Here is an 18,364-nt window from a genome sequence, read left to right on the forward strand (position 1 = left end):
TATAGGGTGTGAAGACGACGATGCAGTATCTCTCGTGGATGACAAAAACAATATCAGAGCGATGCAGGAGCTTGGCATGATGATGCAGCAGGCGCAGCGGCGCCATATAGACGCGATTCTCAGTTACGCTGACAACCACCCTGCTTCGGTTTTTTCACCGGAGTCGGAACTGATCGGGCGCTCCTGGAAACGATGTATCAACGAGTACGGCCTGGATCCGAGCCAACCACGTAGCGCTCGCATCGTGACTCAGCAAACCCTGAGGGAGCACCAGGATTCGGTCGACGAGTTTCTTAACGTGGCCAGGGCCGGTGTGGATCAGCTTTATACGCACATAGCCAACCTGGGTTATGTGCTGCTGCTGACAGACCATCGCGGCATTACCGTTCAGTTTCTGGGTGAACACCGTTACGATCAACGCTTGCAAAAAGCCGGACTGTACCTGGGCGCCGATTGGAGCGAGCAGTACGCAGGCACCTGCGCCGTGGGCACCTGCATTGAGGAAAAGCAGGCTCTTACGTGTCACCGGGTTGATCATTTCGATGCGACTCACATCAGTCTTACCTGCACCTCAGCACCCATTCTTGATCCGCTGGGCAATCTCCTGGCGGTGCTGGACATATCGGCTCTGGACTCCCCCGACCCTCACAGCAGCCAGACATTCGCGTTGCACCTCACCCAGCTCTATGCCCGTATGATCGAGGATGCCTACTTCCTCCGCCGCTATCGCAATCAGATGATTTTTCGTTGCGACGCGTCTCGCGAGTTTGTTCAGGTCAACGGCCAGTATCTATTTGCCATTGATGATGACGGATGCGTGGAAGCCGCTAATACGGCTGGCCGTTCACTCATGCAGAGCCCGGGGCTCAACACCGGCACCGAGCCTTGTATGAGCGATCGACCCAGCCTTACCAGTCTGTTCGAGTGTGAGTTGAGGGATATCTGGAGCATTCCTTACGATCATGATGACCAGGTAAAAGCCTTTCGCCATTGCGCCAGCGGTAATACCTTTTTTGCAGCGTTGGTGCAGCCCAGAACCAGACCTCCGGTATCGCCTCCTACCGAGCTATCCGCCCCCGAGGAATCCGTGGTTCAACTGGATGCTCTGGCCGCGGACGACCCGATCATGCGGCGCACCCTTGGCCTGGCCAAACGTTTGAGGAACAGGGACGTCGGCCTGCTGATTCTGGGTGAAACCGGCACCGGGAAGGAAGTGCTCGCCAAGGCCATACATGCATCCAGCCATCGTTCCCGACATGCCTTTGTGGCGGTGAACTGTGCAGCGATTCCCGAATCCCTGATCGAGAGCGAGCTCTTTGGTTATGTGGCAGGGGCATTTACCGGTGCGCGCTCAAAGGGTGTACGAGGCATGATCCAACAGGCGGATGGTGGCACCTTGTTTCTCGATGAGATTGGCGATATGCCGTTGCAACTTCAAACCCGGCTTTTGCGGGTTCTGGCGGAAGGCGAAATTCTTCCCGTTGGCGCTGACAGTCCAGTTAAGGTGAATTGTCGCGTGATTGCAGCCACGCATCAGGACCTGACCCAACTCATTGAAAACGGCCATTTCCGGGCCGACCTGTACTACCGGTTGAACGGTGCTACCTTGCGCTTGCCATCCCTGGGCGAGCGGGCCGACCGCCAGCATGTCATTAACCGCGTACTCACGAACCTGGTTCAGCAAAACAACCTTCCCGATGTCCGAATCCGGGCAGATGCTATGAGCGCTCTCCTTGCCTACAGCTGGCCGGGCAATATTCGCCAGCTCGTCAACGCACTGGCATTTGCCGAAGCCACCTGTGACAACGGCCAGATCACGGTCAACGATCTGCCGGAAGAATGCCTGAGTAGTCACGAGGTTGCAGAGCCCGGCTCAGACCCGGAACGGGACAATAAAAACGCCGAGAACAACCGATTGCTGGAATGCCTGAAAGAATACCGCTGGAACGTATCCGAGGTCGCACGATGCTACGGCGTGTCACGGCCGACCATCTATCGCTGGATGCAACACCAAGCGATAGAGCCGCCCAGATTTCTGGGTAAGCGATGACTTGTCGCCTCTACATGGGTTCAGGAACCTAAAACTCCAGGCAGATCTTGCCAAAGTGCGCGCCTGACTCTTCATAGCGGAAGGCATCTGCAATCCCGTCCAAAGCGAACGAACGGTCAATGACCGGGCGCATGTCGTTGGCCTCGATGGCGCGAATCATTTCCTGCTGCTGCACCCTGCTGCCCACGATTAGCCCTTGCAGGCGCGCCTGCTTGGATAACAGTTTCAGTGTGGGCACGTCCCCCGCAACACCCGTAAGAATCCCAATCAATGATATGTGGCCGCCGATACTCACGGCGTCGATGGATTCCGGCAAGGTGCCGGGGCCGCCCACTTCAATCACATGATCCGCTCCTCGGCCACCAGTCAGATCAAGTACCCTTTGCCCCCATGCAGGTGTGGTTTTGTAGTTGATGGTCTCGTCAGCACCTAACGCCTTCAGGCGCTCAAGCTTTGCATCGGATGATGAGGTTGCGATCACCCTGGCCCCCATCATCTTCGCAAATTGCACCGCAAAAATGGAGACGCCACCAGTGCCCAGGGTGAGTACCGTATCGCCCGCTTTCAGGTTGCCGTTGACCACCAGTGCCCGCCATGCCGTAAGCCCGGCGGTTGTAAGGGTAGCGGCCTCTGCGTGGCTATAACCCTTCGGCGCTTGGGTAAAGCCCTGGGCCAGCCCAATCACCTGTTCCCGGGCGTAGCCGTCGACGCCGTCGCCCGGCGTGGTGCTGAAGTTATCTATTGGTGCCGGACCGTCCACCCAATGAGGGAAGAAGGTTGAGACCACATGGTCACCCACTGAAAACTCGCTCACGCCTTCGCCAATGGCCTCTACCACGCCTGCACCGTCGGACATTGGAATACGGTTATTTTCGGTTGGCAGAGCGCCCACGACCACCGCGTAGTCGTGGAAGTTCAGGGAGTTGGCGTGAATCCGCACCCGGATTTCACCTGGTCCGGGTTCGCCGGGTGCGTTGCCTGCGATTACCCTGAGTTGGTCCAGTCCGAATGGATGAGAGACTGTTGCAAGCTTCATGAGCCGGCTCCTATTCGTCAGTCGCGTGAAAAGTGAGATCGCTTGGCTCCAAAATGGAACCGTTACTATCGTCGACTCAGTTTTGGCTAACGGGCGCCGGCGGACAATGCTACTTGAGTGCCATTATTGCTGTCACGAAGAGCTATTCAAAGGGGCTGTTTCGCACCCGGTTCAGGGTGATAGGGTAAGGCTCAAGGGGAAAGATCAAACGTTACCAATAGCGAATGCTCCTGCGGCAGTTCGCTAGTGGGGTTTGCGATTTATGTATCACAGCAACGCCCTTGTAGTAAAAAGTTCGGCGTTTGTCGCACTGGCTGCTCTTTGTTGGGGCCTGTCTGGCGGTATTGGAAGCATCCTGCTGGCTGAAGGGTGGAGCGCCTTTGTGGTGGCACTTTGCAGAGGTGCTATCGGCTTCCTGTTTGTGCTCGTCTGGTTGTTGCTACGACCGCATAACAGCGGCTTGGCAAATCCTCGGCTATGGTTCTGGTCTGCCATTGCCGGGCTTGGCGTGACAGGCAACTTTACCTTCTATTTCATGAGCATCGGCGAGGGTAGCGTCGCAGTTGCGGCAACGTTAATGTACTGCGCCCCAGTGTTCGTCTATCTGGTGTCCTTCGGGCTGAAACTTGAACGTCCGACACCGCTCAAGTTAACGGCCATCTGCGTTGTCATTCTCGGAATCGTATTGCTTACCGGCGTTTATGATACCGGAGGTAATAAGATTACACTTATTGGGGTCGTTGCCGGCCTTCTTGCGGGATTGTCCTATAGTATTTTCATTTTCGGTTTCAAGTACGCCGCGCCTTATGGCAGCCCCCAGGCCATTCTCGTGATAGCGCTCGCGCTGCTCTCCAGCATTCTTAGCTGGCCGGGCGAAACAGGCCAAACCATCGCCGTACTGACTTCCCCCGACTGGCCGCTGTTTGCAGCTCTGGGTGTGCTGGGTGCCGGCCTCTCTTTCATCCTTTATATTGTTGGGCTCAACCAAACAGCACCGACCACTGCCTCGATTATGGCGATGATCGAACCTGTTACTGCGTCACTGTTCGGTGTTTTATTGCTGAATGAGAGTATCGGAGGATTACAGTATGTTGGTATGGCGCTAATTCTGATTACAGTCACCATTTTGAGTTTCAATTCAAGCAGAGAGGCGAGGTGACATCCTCACGCATCAATCCTTGAGGACCTGGTTCACTGAACTGAAAAGACGTCCATGATTTTTCCAAAGGAAGCCTTTGTTGGGCTAACATATCCAGCGTTTATCAGTAATTCACCTTCAGATTGAACAGGTTCACATGTCCGAAGATCCCCTCAAAGCCCTTTCCGACATGGCTAGCGATGCGCATACTCGCATTCAGGCAGCCCACCAGCACATCAACCCGGTGATAGAAGTGCGCCGTGGTATGCGTGATGCCGGCATTCCCGCAGATGTGATGACCATAGACTGCCTGCGCACCCGCCGCCGCATCACACTCATATTGCATGATGAACAGCCAGGTGTGTTGCTCTATCAGTTTGTAACCATCGAGGATGAAGTGGGAAACGACTTTAAACAGATAGCGTTGCCGGAGGTAAGCACCGGCACGCTATTTGACTGGATGCAGGATTATTTCGACAGCCCCTTGAACAGCGCCTCATAAAAGCGCTCTGATTCCCGAATGTGGGGCGAGTGGCCCAGATCGGAGAACAGGAGGCTCTCACAAAGCCGGGCTCGCATTATTGTTCGGTGGCGATTTCCTGGAAGGCTTCTACCAGAGTAGCGGGCTCCTGAGCGCCTGCAATGAGGTACTTGTTGTTGATAATAAACGCGGGGACAGCCGTGACGCCGGCCTTCTGATAATTCTCTTCGTCTTCTCGCACGGTCTGCGCGTATTGGTCCGACTCAAGGACAACCTTGGCCTGTGCCGGATCCAATCCCAGACCTTTAACGCACTGGACAAGAATATCGTGGTCTGAGACGTTCTCCCCCCTGCCAAAATAGGCCTCAAACAGTGCCTGCTTCATACCAGTCTGAAGCCCTTGCTCGCCGGCCCACTTGACCAATCGGTGGGCATCAAAGGTATTGCAGGTTAGCCGCTCCTGCAATTTATCGAAGTTGATGCCAAGATCTCTCGCAATCGTCATCATCTGATTCTGGGTTGCACGCGCCTCTTCCTCGCTCTTCCCGTATTTCCGAGCCAGAGCCGGCAAAATCGGTTCGCCCTCCCCGCTATGCTCAGGGTTCAGTTCAAACGCATGCCACTCGATAGTGAATTCATACTCGGGCGCCAACTGCGCCATTGCACGTTCCAGCCGAGCATAGCCAATGGCGCACCAGGGGCAAGCGATGTCAGAAACGATATCAATGTGCATCTTGATCATAATGAGTCCTCGAATTTGAACAGGCAATTACGGCTTCTTCCAGATACTCGAGTGCGTGCTTGTCAGAGCTAATACATTCGAGACGGCTATCCGGACTCATTTCCAGCCTGGTTTCAGACAGTACGTTATCCGCCTTGTCGTAAGCAATGACTCCTTGATCAGTTTTAAATACGCCTTTGATTCGTTCAGCTTCCGCACCTGAAAGCAGCGTGTGCAGCCGGCTTGCATCAAACACCCAGTCGGCGTCAAACACCCAGCCCTGGCTGTAAAACCCCTCACTTTCTTTCCCAACACCAAGATAGCCTTCAGTCGGAGTATCGACTGCCTTTGCAAAGGAGAAGAATTGTTGGGGGGCAGCATGATGATCGGGCAAGCGGTCGTCACCGGCGTAGGTATCCAGCCAGCCAAGCTCCAGCGCCCCCCGGCTTACTGGAAAAACGGATTCCGACCGGGCGTTCAATGTCTTATGGAGATAGTCCAGCAGCGCCGGCAAATCTCCGGGCTGATACTGTTCTGCTTTGTTGGCAACTATCACGTCGGCGACACGTAACTGCTGGTTGAAGGTTGCGTGGTTCAGGTACCGGGCGTCGTGAATTTTTCGTGCATCAACGAGGGTAATCGTCGCGCGAAGATCCAGTATTTCCCTGTAGTGCTCTGAGCCCAGAACCTCGAGCACCTCTTTGGGGTGGCCAAGGCCGGTAGGCTCAATCAGCAACCGGTCCGGTTTGGCGCGAGCGATGAGCATATTAAGCGCCACCTGCATAGGCAAACCGGCAGCGCAACACATGCAGCCACCCGGCACCTCGCGAATGAAGACACCCTGTTGCCCGCTTTCGTGCCCCTCGAGCACACTGCCGTCGATACCCACCTCGCCAAACTCGTTGACAAGCACGGCCCAGCGTTCGGTTTCAGGCTTATGCTTAAGCAGGTGCAGAATAGCTGTGGTTTTCCCAACACCCAGAAAGCCGGTGATGACGTTGGTCGGAATTGGTTTAGAGATTGGCATTTAAAGAAACGTTCTCTTGTGCGGCTTTGACTGCTTCGCCACGTTATAACATATCACTCCATGCATACGAAATCGGAGTGGGCAGCATAAAATATGCGGTAACAGTGAACCAAAAAGCCAATTGCGGACTACTGTACTAGTCTACTCATTTTTTCGCGAACGGAGCTCCCGCATGATCACAGTTCACCACCTCAATAACTCCCGCTCACAGCGGATTCTCTGGATGCTGGAAGAGTTGGGAGTCCCCTACGAAATACAGCGTTACGAACGTGATCCCAAAACCATGCTGGCACCCGCAAGCCTTAAAAAAGTACACCCGCTGGGCAAATCGCCGGTGATCACCGATGGCGATCTGGTTGTCGCCGAATCAGGCGCGATAATCGAATACCTCGCCCACACCTACGGCAAAGACACTCTACTGCCAGAGAGCGGCGGGCAGAAGTGGCTCGATTACACTTACTGGCTGCATTATGCCGAAGGTTCCCTGATGCCGCCTCTGCTTATGCGCCTGGTATTTGAAAAGGTGAAAACCAGCCCGATGCCGTTTTTTATCAAGCCCGTCGCAAAAGGTATTGCAGACAAGACCAATAAGGTTTTCATCGGCCCCATGATCAAAACACACCTTGATTTTGTCGAATCCCATCTGGCGAAAAACACCTGGTTTCTTGGCGACAACCTGAGCGCTGCGGATATTCAGATGAGCTTTCCGCTGGAAGCCTCAGTAGCCCGGGGTATTGTCGGTAAAAGCCGGCCAAATATCACAGCCTGGGTTAAACGAGTTCATGCGAGAACTGCTTATCAGAAAGGCCTGGAGAAAGGTGGAGATTACGATTTTGCCTAAGTGGGCAGCATAGAGCTCAAGTGCCCTGTAAAGTGTAGTACCCCGGATGACTCACGAGGTGCTATCAACATGAGCGATTTTCGCAGCGACACAGTTACTCGGCCAACCGACCGCATGCGCAAGGCTATGGCCAGCGCCGAGGTTGGAGACGACGTGTATGGCGACGACCCAACCGTAAACAGCCTGCAGGCATACGCAGCCGAGCGGTTGGGCTTTGAGTCCGCCTTGTTCACCTCCACAGGCACCCAGGCCAACCTGTTGGCAATCATGAGCCACTGCGAGCGGGGGGATGAGTACCTCTGCGGCCAGTCGGCACACAACTATCGCTACGAAGGTGGCGGCGCCGCCGTGCTGGGCAGTGTGCAGCCACAACCCATTGAAAATGAGCCAGACGGAAGCATCCACCTTCAAAAAGCCAAAGCTGCTATTAAAGCTGACGACTTCCACTTCGCCGTCACCCGCATGCTCTCGCTGGAAAACACCATTGGCGGCAAGGTGTTGTCACTGGACTACCAGCGCCAGGCTCGCGAATTTTGCGACGACCACGGGCTGCAACTGCACCTCGATGGCGCCCGGATATTCAATGCCGCAGTCAAATCGGGCTGCGATGTAACCGAGATAACCAAGCACTACGACTCGGTCAGCGTCTGTCTCTCAAAAGGGCTGGGTGCACCGGTAGGGTCGCTGCTGCTGGGTACAAAAGCCTTTATCGACCGCGCGACACGGCTGCGCAAAATGGTAGGTGGTGGCATGCGCCAGGCCGGGATACTGGCAGCCGCCGGGCGCATCGCCCTGGAACAGGGCCCACACCGGCTTTACGAGGACCATGAAAACGCCGAATATCTGAGCGCCGGCCTTGCCGCCATTCCACAGTTGGAAATTAACCCCGCCAGCACCCAGACCAACATTGTCTACGCCCGCTGCCGAACCGGCCGCGCTTCGCAACTGCGCGACTATCTCGCGGATCTGGGCATACAGGTCACCGCAGGCGACCCCATTCGATTCGTAACGCACCTGGATGTGGACCGGCAAGATGTAGACCGGTTGCTAGGCGCCATCCAGGGGTTCTACCAATCGTGATAGAGGTAGAAAAACCGGAGACGGGGGCTGAGCCAGACCAGAGCATCCCGGAAGCTGAAATAGCACAGGCTTTACGCTTGGGAATAACGCGATACTTTGCCGACTGTCGGGCAAGGGTGCCTGCGTTTATCGACCGTCATTTTAATTACCCGGGCGCTGTTGCAACCAACCGGATGGCACTGGGGTGGGACATGGTTCGAGCCCCGGTCAACCTGCTTTGGGCGCCGTTTTACGCACTGGCGTGTCTGGTGAAAATCATGCCTCGCAACCGGGCCGGCCTCAAGTGGCTGCACGCCGTAGCCGACTCTGTGCCGGCAGGTTTTACTACTCGGGTGCAGCAGCACATCTCGAACCTGATTCAGACAGACCTGCTCAACAAGCAGGAAGCCATTCATCTTGCTGACAGTGCCCTGCCTGAAGCGCACCTGCTAGAGAGCTACCTGGTTGAAGCCTTGGAGGAAGTTTATGCACGCAATACCCATAAACCGGTAGATCACCAGCGTTTCACCAAACTGATCGAGCCCCTGATCGGAGACGCTCTCCGCCAATATCGGGTAACCCGAACCGCTTCCGCCGATATCACCAACAGCATTTCATGCACCGTGTTGGGCGCCTTTGCCTTTCAGAAATTTACCCCCGGGGGCATAGGCCTGGGCGTGGTACTCGCATCCATGGTCGCAAAGAACCTGGCTGCGAGAGACTTTATTCTGGGCGAAACCATCGGCGGCTGGTATTACAGCGTATTTCCACCTGAGCCGTCGCTGGCGACGACGGCCAGCGTGATGCTTGCTGTTATGGCGACACTGGCGGCGTTTGCGGCTTTGTCCGGGGTTATTTCCGACCCATTGCAGGCTGCACTCGGCCTGCACCGACGACGCCTGAACAAACTGCTGGATCATCTGGAGCAGGACGTAACACTGAGCACCCAAAACAGCTTCCGCCCCAAAGACCAATATGTCGCACGGGTTCTGGACGCCTTCGACATGATCAGGTCTGGTTTAATCTAAGGACCCCAGTCGGCGCAAGGCATTACCAACATTAGCCGAGAACCTCTTGTATCTGGTTCAGCAGCTGCAGAGCGTCCTCATAAAAACGCGCCTGGCTGCCCTGCTCACGCAGATACTTACCAGTGGCTTCAAGGGCTTCTTCCTGCCGCCCCGTTTCATGAAGTGCTTCGCCATAGAAATAATAAAAATCCGGATCCAGCGGCACTTCAAGCTCTTCCAGGCGCTCGAAAGCCGGTAAAGCTTTCTCGTAATTTCTGGCTGCCAGAGCATCTCGCAAGGCAATCATATACTTATCCACCAGCACTTCTTTAGGCAGCGAGGCTTCTAGCACCCTTCTCCTCTCATCTGCAGCAACGGCCCGCCGATCAGATTCCACAACGGTGACCATCGTCTGACGTTCCGCGGGGGCAATCAGCACATGGGGAATGGTGTCGTAGACGGGTGCGCAGGTCTCCAGTGAAGGCTGATCAAGGCACGCCTTGACCAATTGCCGCTCTGCTTGAGGAAGGTAATCGTGGCGCGGCCTGGAGGGTTCAATTACAACACGACTGTACCAATGCAGATTGTCAAACCACTCCTGGAATTCATGTCTGGGGATCTCACCATAGGGACTCCAGATCCAGGGACCTACATTCTTAAAATAAAGCTCCTGGCCCTGGCGGATGGTAAACATCAGCTCATTCGACTCATGCCCTTCGAGCTGGGTTTTCAAGCGATAGCTACCCGGCAACAATGGCAGCCGAACGAGGCCTCGGTGTTGGGTTCCAACGGCAACGTCGTTGAGCCAGATAGTCACCGGCTCGGATTCGTACCCACCGAAAGGCACAGATATGGCTGCCACCTCGCTTAAATCTTCCGCCAACAACACGTCCCGCTGCTCTGTCGAAACCGGCTCATTTAACACTGCGTTACTGGCACACCCGCTCGCAATAACAGACAACGTAAATACCAGCATAAGCTGCAGGCATCGCGTAATCACACAGCCAGGAACTACTGGAAAGAATCTCCACATAATCGCTTCATCCGCGGTTTCTGATTTTGAAGTAATGCCAACTAAAAACCAGACGGCAGTGATCAATGGAAGCTGAAAGTGCCCCCACTCGCCGCACACAAATCTCTGACAGTAGCTGGATCCGTGCCTGGTGTGATGGTCACGGAAGTCCGGTTTTCAGATTCTATTCGGCAGGCAGGCCCTGAAACAGGACACTGTGAGTGTATCTCGGCCCCCGCCTGGCGACACTGCGCCAGAAACTGATCATAGGTACTTTGGCTACCCAATGTGTATTCCACACACATAGACTGACTCACCAGATTACAGGCCAAAGCATGGGCGCCAGGCACAGTTCGAGTACTGGATGAATGCCCGGTGCCTGAATGGCCGGTGCTCGCAGTATTTGAAGCAACCGCATTCCCCGCCTGTGCACGCATATTCCCCATGCCGTCGGTTCCAGCCGTACTGTCCTGAACCATAGCCCCGACAAAGGCCACCTGGTCTTCAACATCCAGTTCCGTCAGGCCGCCGGCAAGAGCACCCGCACCAAGTGCTGCCAACTTACCCCACTGAAACGAACTGCTGTCATTGTCTGGCTGTCGCGCCTGGGCAACGCGCCTTTGATGCTCCTTTTCTGCATCAGCGATAAGCGTGTCAGCCTGTGCGTCATAAAGCCTGAGGGTTTCACGCCGCCGATCGAGAGCTGTGATCGCAACCCGGGCCTCTTCGATAGTCGGTGGTGTCATATCCAACAATGAGACTTGCTTCTGCAACTTATTGCATTGATCTAGCCGCTGGTCTTCAAGCCGGAGGATGTCGCTCTTGATTGCGCCGTAGGAATTATCGTAGCAACCGGCTCGCTCCGAGGAGCAACTGCAAAGAAGGTCGAGCGATTGTTTCTTGCGCTCAAGCTCAACATGGGCGTTCTCTAGCGCAATGCGATCCCGTTGGAGCGGAATATCGCTCAGGCGAATGCCTGTTTCGCTGGAGCGTTCACGTTCATCGTCGTCGGGAGTAGCAGCGGATAGCGGGGCTGGCTGTGCTGTTGTCGAATCATCACGCAGGTCGGCAAGGCTGAATTTACTGCTACCAGTTGGCGGCGTAGCCGCTGAAGATTGAAGCGAGTCCGTTTGTGCACGAGCCAAACCAGCCAGGGCAAAAAACAACGTCAGAAGCAAAACAATAGGCTTCATGAACTCATCTGTACCTGTATTAAACTCACACACATCAAAATCAGTTTAAATACTTCTCACGAATTTTCCAGACTGGCTAGAGCATTTTTTCATCAAATCCGTGAAAAGTGACACGTCTGGATGTGGGCGTCTCGGTTTCCCGCACTTTTATTTTGACCAAAGCGCCCCATATATTAGTTAACTTCAGAACCTTCATACCCTAGGACACCACAATGAACGCTATTCTCAAAAAGTTTCTCTTTGTTTCGAGCATTTATCTGCTAGCACCCTCTGCTGGTGCTTTCAGCTTGGATAGCGCTCTGTCCAGCGGAACAGCAGCACTCACCTCAGCAACAGAAGTCAACGGCGAAGCCCAACAACTGATGGGTCAGCTTGAAGAACAGCTCGGTGTTACCGAAGCTCAAGCCGCAGGTGGCACAGGTGCACTACTGCAACTGGCCCAAAGTGAGCTAGGCGCCAACACTATGAGCTCTCTCACCAGCCAGGCCTCAGGCCTGTCCAGCCTTCTAGGCGGCGGCAATAGCCTGACGGAAAGCATGCTCTCCAACATTTCATCCATGAGCGGGGTCGAGTCGGCCTTTTCTGCACTGGGCATGGACAGTTCCATGATTCAGCAGTTCGTGCCAATCGTGATGAGTTTCCTGGGAGACCAGGGCGTTGGTTCTTCTCTGCTAGGCCAGTTACAGGGCCTGTGGACACCTGCCAGTTAAGAGCAAGGCTTACAGAAGCTACAATGCTGCGCCACGTTCAACATTGACGGATCGCCCTGCGGCATGCATGAATGTAAAGCATACCAATGGGCGGAGGAACAAGCATGAAGTGGATCATCCTGATCATTATTGGCGCAGCACTAGCTTTCTGGCTATATCAGGGCCGTCGCAAGAACAACGTTGAAGACCCTGACATGAAAACCTTCGAAGAAAAGGACTACTACCTCCGGCCAGGTGACGACTCATCCGGTGAGCGTTTATCCGATGACAATTCCTCCGACGACAAAAACCCGCGTCACTGAATTGCTACCTGCCAGCTCCATACAGATATCAAGCGGGCATTAGCCCGCCAATGCGGCTCGCACCTTCTTACCCAGATGGCCCATTTCCACCCGGCCAAGCACCTGTGGACGTAGCTCATTCATCACGCGCCCCATGTCCTGCATTCCCTGGGCGTCGGTTGAGCTGATTGCCGCACTAATCAGGTTGTCCAGTTCATCCTCCGTAAGAGCTGCAGGCATGAACTCTTCAATAATCACCATTTCCGCCCGCTCAGTATCACCCAGCTCCTGACGACCAGCATCGTCATATTGGCGGGCAGAATCGCGGCGTTGCTTGAGCATTTTATCCAGCACTTTCAGAACGTCTTCGTCACCCAGCTCGCGGCGCTCATCAATTTCAATCTGCTTGATCGCGGCCTGCGCCGTACGAAGAGTGACAAGCCGAAGTTTCTCCCGGTTCCGCATCGCAGTTTTAACCGCACTGCTCAATTGTTCCTTGAGTGATAATTCCGCCATTGTTGAGCTCCTGTTCCAATAGTTAAGAGAATGAACTTCGCAATAATCAAAGAGACGAGTGTAGCGAAAGGATACTACACACCGAACGCTGCTGAACGGGACATGCTGAAGAAAGAGACAGTTAAAAAACGAAGGCTACGCCCGTGGTAATAACACCAAACAGAATGGACAATCCGATCAGGGTTTTCCAGGGAAAAGGTGGCGGGGGCGGCTCCACCGTTAGCTGCTCTTCCAGATAGTTTCTCAGCAACCGGGTATTACGAGTATTGGCCTTATAAATCGCATCAAAGGCATCCCCGACTAAAGGCAACAGACCACCAACAAAATCGATACCCATATTGCGCAGCATGCGCAGCTTTACATCCTTACTGGCTCCGGCACGCTGGGCCTCCACCAACACATAACTTGCCAGCACCAGGCCTGCAGCATCGCCTACCACCGGCAACAATCCAATAACAGCCTCTGCCCCGATCTGGACTCGAGTGAAAGGAATACCAATACTGCTGTCAGTAAAGCGGCTGAACTTGTCCAGCCTCGCAAGAATCGCCCTCTGACGGGCTTCGGTAGGTTTGGCCATAGAACATCCAGAAAGTCAGAAACCCGATATCGACTATTCTATCAGCGTGGGGTTGCTGTCGTCCTCACCAATACGGGTGATGGCTTGCCAATATGGTAGCCTTGCGCGAAATCAACGCCCAGCTCCCGTAACTTAAGCAGCGTCACTTCATCTTCGACAAATTCCGCAATCGTCTGCATCCCGAATGCATTAACCATGTTGGTGAGACTTTCAACAAACACCTGATTATCCGGATTCTTGTCCAAATCCAGAATGTAAGAGCCATCGAGCTTAACGTAACTCAAGGGCAGCTTCTTGAGATAGCTGAATGATGAGAAACCCACGCCGAAATCGTCCAGGGCAATCATGACACCCGTAGCGTTGATTTCCTCCAGGTTCGACAGAACCATCTGGAAGTTTTCTATATAGGCGGTTTCTGTCAGCTCCAGAATCAGCTGCCCGGGGCTTATTTGATATTTTCGAATCAGGTCAGTCAATATCCTGGGTAGATCCGCCGTCTGAAGCGTTGGCGCCGACACATTGACAGCAAAACACGTGGCACCCCCTTCAGCATTCTCAGCAGCCAATCTCCGGATGGCGCTTTCCAGCACCCAGGTATCAACCAATCGGATCAGTCCCATACGCTCTGCTGCGGGGATGAATTCGCTGGGAAAAACCGGAGCGCCATAGCTGTCCTTCAATCGCAGCAGGACCTCGTGGTGACTGATCCTGTTCTCCTCAAGAAACAGAATCGGCTGAAAATGCAGCTCGAACAGACCGTCTTCGGCCAAGGCGCGCTTCAACAACGCCGTCAGAGCGTGGTCGCGGCGCAGCCCCTCCAGATTATTGTCTGCGGGGTCAAAGATTTGCCATTGGTTGACGCCTTTTTTCTTGGCCTGGTACATCGCCATGTCTGCATGCACCACCAGTTCCTGCTCGGTGGTACCGTGATCTGGAATCAAGGCGGCACCAATACTGACACTGTACTCGGCGGTCCGCCCCTCGGCCGGGATCAGAACTTCGCCGTTGAGCTGAGTCGAGAGTTTAACGAGCACAGCCTGAAGCTGAGCCGGGGTAACTCCTGGCAGGATAACGGTAAATTCATCCCCTGCCAGCCGGCTGATGGAGTCGCTGGCTCGTACACTCGCGGTCAGTGAATTCGCGATCTGAATCAGAACGCTGTCACCGACCGCATGGCCATAAAGATCATTAATCTGCTTGAACCGATTAATGTCGATGAAGACGATGGCACCCGCGGTCCCGGCTTCGAGAGCGCTGGCCAAATCATGCTGAAAGGCCCGACGGTTTCCTATACATGTTAAAGGGTCGTTATTTGCCAGCCATTCCAGTGCTTGTTCATCACGTTTCCGCTGGGTCAGATCTACGCCCGTAGCAAGGACGACGGATTGCCCGTTTTCATTTTCGACCAGAGAGCAGGTCCAGTCTGCGAAGACGGTGTGTCCCTGATCGTTCGTGAACTTTGCATCGAACTGAATGGCGTCAAGCTTACCGTTTTGCAGGAGGGCGATTTTGCTTGTGTAGTCCGCATAGACAGCGTCTGATTTAAAGATCTCCCTAAAGCTTGTCAGCGGTTTGTTGAACTCCCTCTCAAATCTCGTATTCGTAGTCAGAATATCGCCATTCATGGTGTGGGTCGCAATAAACAGGTGCGAACTGTCAATCAGGCGCTCAAGGAAAGCTCGGGAACGGGAAATGATGGCGATCTGGCTTTTGAGCGAATGGTTTTTCTGCTCAACTTCGGTATGCAAGGTGTTCAGTTCCTGGGTGACAAAACGGGTACTTTTCTCAAGCAGGGTGAGCTCGTCACTGAGGTAGCCCCGATGCCCCTGTATTTTCTTCTGTGCTTGCTCATATTCATGCTTTGGCAATAAGTTTAGCGCCTCGACAACTGCGATCAGGCGTCGCAGAGGGCTTAGTATCAGCATGACAAGAAGGACTTCAGCAATGACCAGCGCCAGCACCCCTATCAACAGACTGGTTTTTACGGAATTGACGAGATTGTTGTATTGCCAGGTGTCGTCAATGATTGCTACGAAGTGCGGCGCAGTGCCCATAGTTTTGAAGCGGGTCAGATCAAGCGTGTTGAAAAGCACTCGTCGTGATTCATGAACAAAGGCCTGGCCACTGCGAAGGATGCTGAATGGTGCTATTGCTTCAACGGCCTTGAGCTGAGCAAAGGTTTGTGAAAAATTACTGGCCGCCCATACTCTTTTGTTCCAATTGCCAAGCGAGCGTTCATTCCCTGTATCGGCATTGTCTGCGGCCAGGCCGTCAAGAATAATGGCCAAATCGTCTGTGGATATCTGCTGAAAATGCTGGATTACGTCGGCAATATTCTGACCCACTACCATCACAGCTTCGGAGCCATCTTGCAGCACAAAGGGCTCGATGACGAACTGGGAGCAGCCAAAACCACAGTACAGGAAAGATTGAGGCGTTCCTGGCTCTCTCGCCTGCACAAGCTGATCAATTGCCTGGCCCAAGCCGGCCGGATCACGAAAAAAAACCAGATTCATTGCAGAGCCCAGTCGATTTCCCTGTGCCGAATAGACCGCAAGGTAATCAAGTCCGGTATTAAGGTTGAGCTTAAACCACTCGCGCTGGAGGAATTGGTTCATTTCCGCCTGCGGATTACTCTCATCCGCAGCTTGAATCTGCGGTGTTTCAGCGATCAGCTGGGCTAGTTGGGACAGGCGAAGGGCACTCTCCTCCAGCTGGCGATCAATTACGCGCTCCTGCTGCAGGTGTATATCTGTCACCCGGTTTTCATAGTAATCGAACGTTTTGAAAACGTGCTGCGCGACCCAGGCAGCAGTAATCACAACCAATACCAGGCTGAGAAATACAACCGCCTTCCACTTGATGCTGACAAACATCGCTGTGCGCCCGCGCCGCTAAAACTGAAAGGTCAGCGAGATGACATAATAATTCCAGTATTTACTGACGTTATAATCTTCTATGCCACTGTAGCTGGGCAGCCATGCTGTGCCCTCATTGAAGCTGGCCTGTCCGGTGACTGTCCATCGAGGGTAGAACATCCACTTGCCACCCAAGCTCCAGCCCTTGCCAAATCCCCGGTATGGATCGTTCGGCGACAACAGGTTGCCGCCCGAACGGTCGTCCTTATTGAGGTACAGCTCTTCATAACGGACAAACCAAGAGGTGGCAAGCGTCGGCAGCCACTCAACCTGAAGATAATAAGCTTCGGTGGTGTTGCTCCTGTCGCTTTCCACTCCTGCGATCTGAAGTTCGAGGTCGCTGAACAGGTTCATATACTCCGCCGTGATCACCCAGTCGCGGTAGCTGTACTGAGCCGAGAGGATGGCAAACAAGACATCAACTCTCGTGCCCGTGACATAGTTTTGTGCGTTCATGGCAATATCTGCCGGTCCTGCCGCAAACAACGCCATTTGAGCATTGGAAACACTCTGGGGGTTGTCCAGATCCACACCCGAGTCCAGCAAACTGAAGCCGAGCTTGAGGCTCCTCTGGGCTGCCGGCACGAAATTCAGATTCAGCCCATAAAGAGACATATCGTTAAACTCACCCTCACTTACCGGGCGGCCGAAGATATAATACTCAAGGCGCTCACTTTCAACGCTTTTTCGACCGGCGAAGACCTCCCAGTTCAGCTGGTTACCCTGAAACAACCGAGAACCATAAAGATTAATGCCATCGGTAGACAGAATGCTGTCTCGTAAAGAGTCGAAATAGATTGAGTCTGGCACATTAAAACCGGGCCGGGCAGAAGGTATATCCCGAGTGGCATTATAAAAGCCTACGTTGTTCTTTACCCGGCCGAGACGAACACCGGCGGTCGTACCCATATCACTGTAGAAAAGGTAATCCGCCAGCAGAAAGTCAATCCGCAAATCACCATCATCGCTTTCGTCTCGTTGCCGGCTGATCACTTGCCCCGCCAATCGAAACTCCGGAGATACTTCAGTAAAACCGGTTATGCCGATTTCACGGAACTTGAAAGAACCGTCAAGGGAATCGGTACCTGCATATGGATTATCCGGACTGTACAGGTACGCCTGACTCACGAACCCATGGAGCTCTGATGAGCTTCCCAGCTCAAGTGCGGTTGCCGGTGCCATCATTACTGCAGCAATAATGCCCAGAATCACCGAGGAGAACTTGCTCATCATTCCTTATCTCCCAGGGTCACAATACTTCCCGTCGGGTAGTCTGCGGAGGTATACCCAATTGCACCGGGTGTGCTTCGAATCATTTCAACCATCTCAGCCTGAGAATTGACAACGGCTGGTGCTTTGCCTGTTCCGGTGAAAAGCATCCGGTTCCAGATGCGGTCGAGTTGGTGGGTTTGAATATGCAGCCGATTAATGACGAACTCGCGGTGAAGTTCATTCTCGCTAGGTAACGTGAAGACTTCGATCGCGAGGCCGTTTGGCCACTTTCGGATTTGCATGGCAAAGATCTGGCTCAGGTGGGAGGAGTCCAGCGAGGTGATGCCTGCATCGTCGTTGACTATGACTTTCGGGGCCGAAAGTAGCGGTTGGGTAAGAGAAAACAGCGCGATGAACACTAGCGCGCTGAATCCTTTTCTCAAGTAACCGCAGTTAGCTCTATCCATAAGACCCATTTATTTTTTGTGCACTTGAGAAGGCAACTTCAAGCAACAGCTTTAGCAAAAACTCCTTTGTAGTGAATGCTAACCGAATTCATGACCAAAAGTTAATCCTTAATGTAGT

Annotated in this window: 18 protein-coding genes; 8 read left to right on the forward strand and 10 right to left on the reverse strand. The window is 53.8% G+C overall.

Annotated features, from left to right (window positions below; translation table 11 throughout):
• Positions 1–76 precede the first annotated feature (76 nt).
• The gene (locus tag Q4501_RS11690) at positions 77–2,050 is read left to right on the forward strand and encodes a sigma-54-dependent Fis family transcriptional regulator (protein WP_303596414.1); all 1,974 of its coding nucleotides are present in this window, start codon (positions 77–79) and stop codon (positions 2,048–2,050) included.
• Positions 2,051–2,078: 28 nt separating this feature from the next.
• On the opposite strand, the gene Q4501_RS11695 is transcribed toward Q4501_RS11690, so the two are convergent.
• Positions 2,079–3,086, reverse strand: a complete 1,008-nt coding sequence (locus Q4501_RS11695) for an NAD(P)-dependent alcohol dehydrogenase (RefSeq protein WP_303596415.1) — start codon at positions 3,084–3,086, stop codon at positions 2,079–2,081.
• 262 nt (positions 3,087–3,348) lie between these two features.
• On the opposite strand from Q4501_RS11695, the gene Q4501_RS11700 reads away from it, so the two are divergent.
• Complete coding sequence (locus tag Q4501_RS11700) at positions 3,349–4,245, forward strand: DMT family transporter (protein ID WP_303596416.1); 897 nt, start codon at positions 3,349–3,351, stop codon at positions 4,243–4,245.
• A gap of 136 nt (positions 4,246–4,381) precedes the next feature.
• The gene (locus tag Q4501_RS11705) at positions 4,382–4,726 is read left to right on the forward strand and encodes a hypothetical protein (protein WP_303596417.1); all 345 of its coding nucleotides are present in this window, start codon (positions 4,382–4,384) and stop codon (positions 4,724–4,726) included.
• A gap of 76 nt (positions 4,727–4,802) precedes the next feature.
• Here the strand turns inward: Q4501_RS11705 and Q4501_RS11710 are convergent, their stop codons facing one another.
• Positions 4,803–5,447 (reverse strand): DsbA family oxidoreductase, encoded by a 645-nt coding sequence (locus Q4501_RS11710; RefSeq protein WP_303596418.1) that lies wholly within the window; start codon positions 5,445–5,447, stop codon positions 4,803–4,805.
• Positions 5,428–6,453, reverse strand: coding sequence for a GTP-binding protein (locus Q4501_RS11715; protein ID WP_303596419.1), 1,026 nt, complete (start codon positions 6,451–6,453; stop codon positions 5,428–5,430). Before Q4501_RS11715 ends, Q4501_RS11710 begins: the two co-directional genes overlap by 20 nt.
• Before the next feature lie 172 nt (positions 6,454–6,625).
• Here Q4501_RS11715 and Q4501_RS11720 point away from each other — a divergent pair, with 172 nt between their 5' ends.
• The 3 genes from Q4501_RS11720 (at position 6,626) to Q4501_RS11730 (ending at position 9,381) form a co-directional block, all read left to right on the forward strand.
• A complete protein-coding gene (locus Q4501_RS11720) occupies positions 6,626–7,294 on the forward strand; it encodes a glutathione S-transferase family protein (protein WP_303596420.1) in 669 nt (222 codons plus the stop codon).
• Between the two features lie 69 nt (positions 7,295–7,363).
• The gene (gene ltaE, locus Q4501_RS11725; protein ID WP_303596421.1) at positions 7,364–8,374 is read left to right on the forward strand and encodes a low-specificity L-threonine aldolase; all 1,011 of its coding nucleotides are present in this window, start codon (positions 7,364–7,366) and stop codon (positions 8,372–8,374) included.
• Positions 8,371–9,381, forward strand: a complete 1,011-nt coding sequence (locus Q4501_RS11730) for a DUF6635 family protein (RefSeq protein WP_303596422.1) — start codon at positions 8,371–8,373, stop codon at positions 9,379–9,381. Before ltaE ends, Q4501_RS11730 begins: the two co-directional genes overlap by 4 nt.
• Before the next feature lie 31 nt (positions 9,382–9,412).
• On the opposite strand, the gene Q4501_RS11735 is transcribed toward Q4501_RS11730, so the two are convergent.
• Together Q4501_RS11735 and Q4501_RS11740 are read right to left on the reverse strand one after the other, a co-directional pair.
• The gene (locus tag Q4501_RS11735) at positions 9,413–10,393 is read right to left on the reverse strand and encodes a tetratricopeptide repeat protein (protein WP_303596423.1); all 981 of its coding nucleotides are present in this window, start codon (positions 10,391–10,393) and stop codon (positions 9,413–9,415) included.
• Positions 10,394–10,455: 62 nt separating this feature from the next.
• Positions 10,456–11,565: a hypothetical protein gene (locus tag Q4501_RS11740; RefSeq protein WP_303596424.1), complete on the reverse strand. Its 1,110-nt coding sequence runs from the start codon at positions 11,563–11,565 to the stop codon at positions 10,456–10,458.
• Between the two features lie 212 nt (positions 11,566–11,777).
• Between Q4501_RS11740 and Q4501_RS11745 the strand changes: the two genes are divergently transcribed.
• Entirely contained in the window at positions 11,778–12,275 is a 498-nt protein-coding gene (locus tag Q4501_RS11745) for a DUF2780 domain-containing protein (protein WP_303596425.1), read from the forward strand.
• A gap of 104 nt (positions 12,276–12,379) precedes the next feature.
• On the forward strand, positions 12,380–12,577 hold the full coding sequence (locus tag Q4501_RS11750) for a hypothetical protein (protein WP_303596426.1): 198 nt from the start codon (positions 12,380–12,382) through the stop codon (positions 12,575–12,577).
• Positions 12,578–12,616: 39 nt separating this feature from the next.
• Here the strand turns inward: Q4501_RS11750 and Q4501_RS11755 are convergent, their stop codons facing one another.
• From Q4501_RS11755 to Q4501_RS11775, 5 genes are all read right to left on the reverse strand, one after another.
• Positions 12,617–13,072, reverse strand: coding sequence for a GatB/YqeY domain-containing protein (locus tag Q4501_RS11755; RefSeq protein WP_303596427.1), 456 nt, complete (start codon positions 13,070–13,072; stop codon positions 12,617–12,619).
• Positions 13,073–13,193: 121 nt separating this feature from the next.
• Positions 13,194–13,649 carry a DUF4112 domain-containing protein gene (locus tag Q4501_RS11760; RefSeq protein WP_303596428.1) on the reverse strand — a complete coding sequence of 152 codons (456 nt, stop codon included), beginning with the start codon at positions 13,647–13,649 and terminating at the stop codon, positions 13,194–13,196.
• 41 nt (positions 13,650–13,690) lie between these two features.
• Positions 13,691–16,525 carry an EAL domain-containing protein gene (locus tag Q4501_RS11765; RefSeq protein WP_303596429.1) on the reverse strand — a complete coding sequence of 945 codons (2,835 nt, stop codon included), beginning with the start codon at positions 16,523–16,525 and terminating at the stop codon, positions 13,691–13,693.
• A gap of 18 nt (positions 16,526–16,543) precedes the next feature.
• Entirely contained in the window at positions 16,544–17,800 is a 1,257-nt protein-coding gene (locus tag Q4501_RS11770; RefSeq protein WP_303596430.1) for a hypothetical protein, read from the reverse strand.
• A complete protein-coding gene (locus Q4501_RS11775) occupies positions 17,797–18,198 on the reverse strand; it encodes a substrate-binding domain-containing protein (RefSeq protein ID WP_303596431.1) in 402 nt (133 codons plus the stop codon). Before Q4501_RS11775 ends, Q4501_RS11770 begins: the two co-directional genes overlap by 4 nt.
• Positions 18,199–18,364: the final 166 nt, after the last annotated feature.

The organism is Marinobacter sp. 2_MG-2023 (assembly GCF_030546935.1).
In the GTDB taxonomy this organism is placed as follows: Bacteria; Pseudomonadota; Gammaproteobacteria; order Pseudomonadales; family Oleiphilaceae; genus Marinobacter.

Excerpts from the sequence above, each read along its gene's own strand:
- Q4501_RS11695 (WP_303596415.1), bottom strand. The coding sequence starts at position 3,086 with ATGAAGCTTGCAACAGTCTCTCATCCATTCGGACTGGACCAACTCAGG.
- Q4501_RS11690 (WP_303596414.1), top strand. The coding sequence starts at position 77 with ATGATGATGCAGCAGGCGCAGCGGCGCCATATAGACGCGATTCTCAGT.
- Q4501_RS11705 (WP_303596417.1), top strand. The coding sequence starts at position 4,382 with ATGTCCGAAGATCCCCTCAAAGCCCTTTCCGACATGGCTAGCGATGCG.
- Q4501_RS11765 (WP_303596429.1), bottom strand. The coding sequence starts at position 16,525 with ATGTTTGTCAGCATCAAGTGGAAGGCGGTTGTATTTCTCAGCCTGGTA.
- Q4501_RS11755 (WP_303596427.1), bottom strand. The coding sequence starts at position 13,072 with ATGGCGGAATTATCACTCAAGGAACAATTGAGCAGTGCGGTTAAAACT.
- Q4501_RS11735 (WP_303596423.1), bottom strand. The coding sequence starts at position 10,393 with ATGTGGAGATTCTTTCCAGTAGTTCCTGGCTGTGTGATTACGCGATGC.
- ltaE (WP_303596421.1), top strand. The coding sequence starts at position 7,364 with ATGAGCGATTTTCGCAGCGACACAGTTACTCGGCCAACCGACCGCATG.
- Q4501_RS11750 (WP_303596426.1), top strand. The coding sequence starts at position 12,380 with ATGAAGTGGATCATCCTGATCATTATTGGCGCAGCACTAGCTTTCTGG.
- Q4501_RS11745 (WP_303596425.1), top strand. The coding sequence starts at position 11,778 with ATGAACGCTATTCTCAAAAAGTTTCTCTTTGTTTCGAGCATTTATCTG.
- Q4501_RS11700 (WP_303596416.1), top strand. The coding sequence starts at position 3,349 with ATGTATCACAGCAACGCCCTTGTAGTAAAAAGTTCGGCGTTTGTCGCA.
- Q4501_RS11740 (WP_303596424.1), bottom strand. The coding sequence starts at position 11,565 with ATGAAGCCTATTGTTTTGCTTCTGACGTTGTTTTTTGCCCTGGCTGGT.
- Q4501_RS11760 (WP_303596428.1), bottom strand. The coding sequence starts at position 13,649 with ATGGCCAAACCTACCGAAGCCCGTCAGAGGGCGATTCTTGCGAGGCTG.
- Q4501_RS11715 (WP_303596419.1), bottom strand. The coding sequence starts at position 6,453 with ATGCCAATCTCTAAACCAATTCCGACCAACGTCATCACCGGCTTTCTG.
- Q4501_RS11720 (WP_303596420.1), top strand. The coding sequence starts at position 6,626 with ATGATCACAGTTCACCACCTCAATAACTCCCGCTCACAGCGGATTCTC.
- Q4501_RS11770 (WP_303596430.1), bottom strand. The coding sequence starts at position 17,800 with ATGATGAGCAAGTTCTCCTCGGTGATTCTGGGCATTATTGCTGCAGTA.
- Q4501_RS11710 (WP_303596418.1), bottom strand. The coding sequence starts at position 5,447 with ATGATCAAGATGCACATTGATATCGTTTCTGACATCGCTTGCCCCTGG.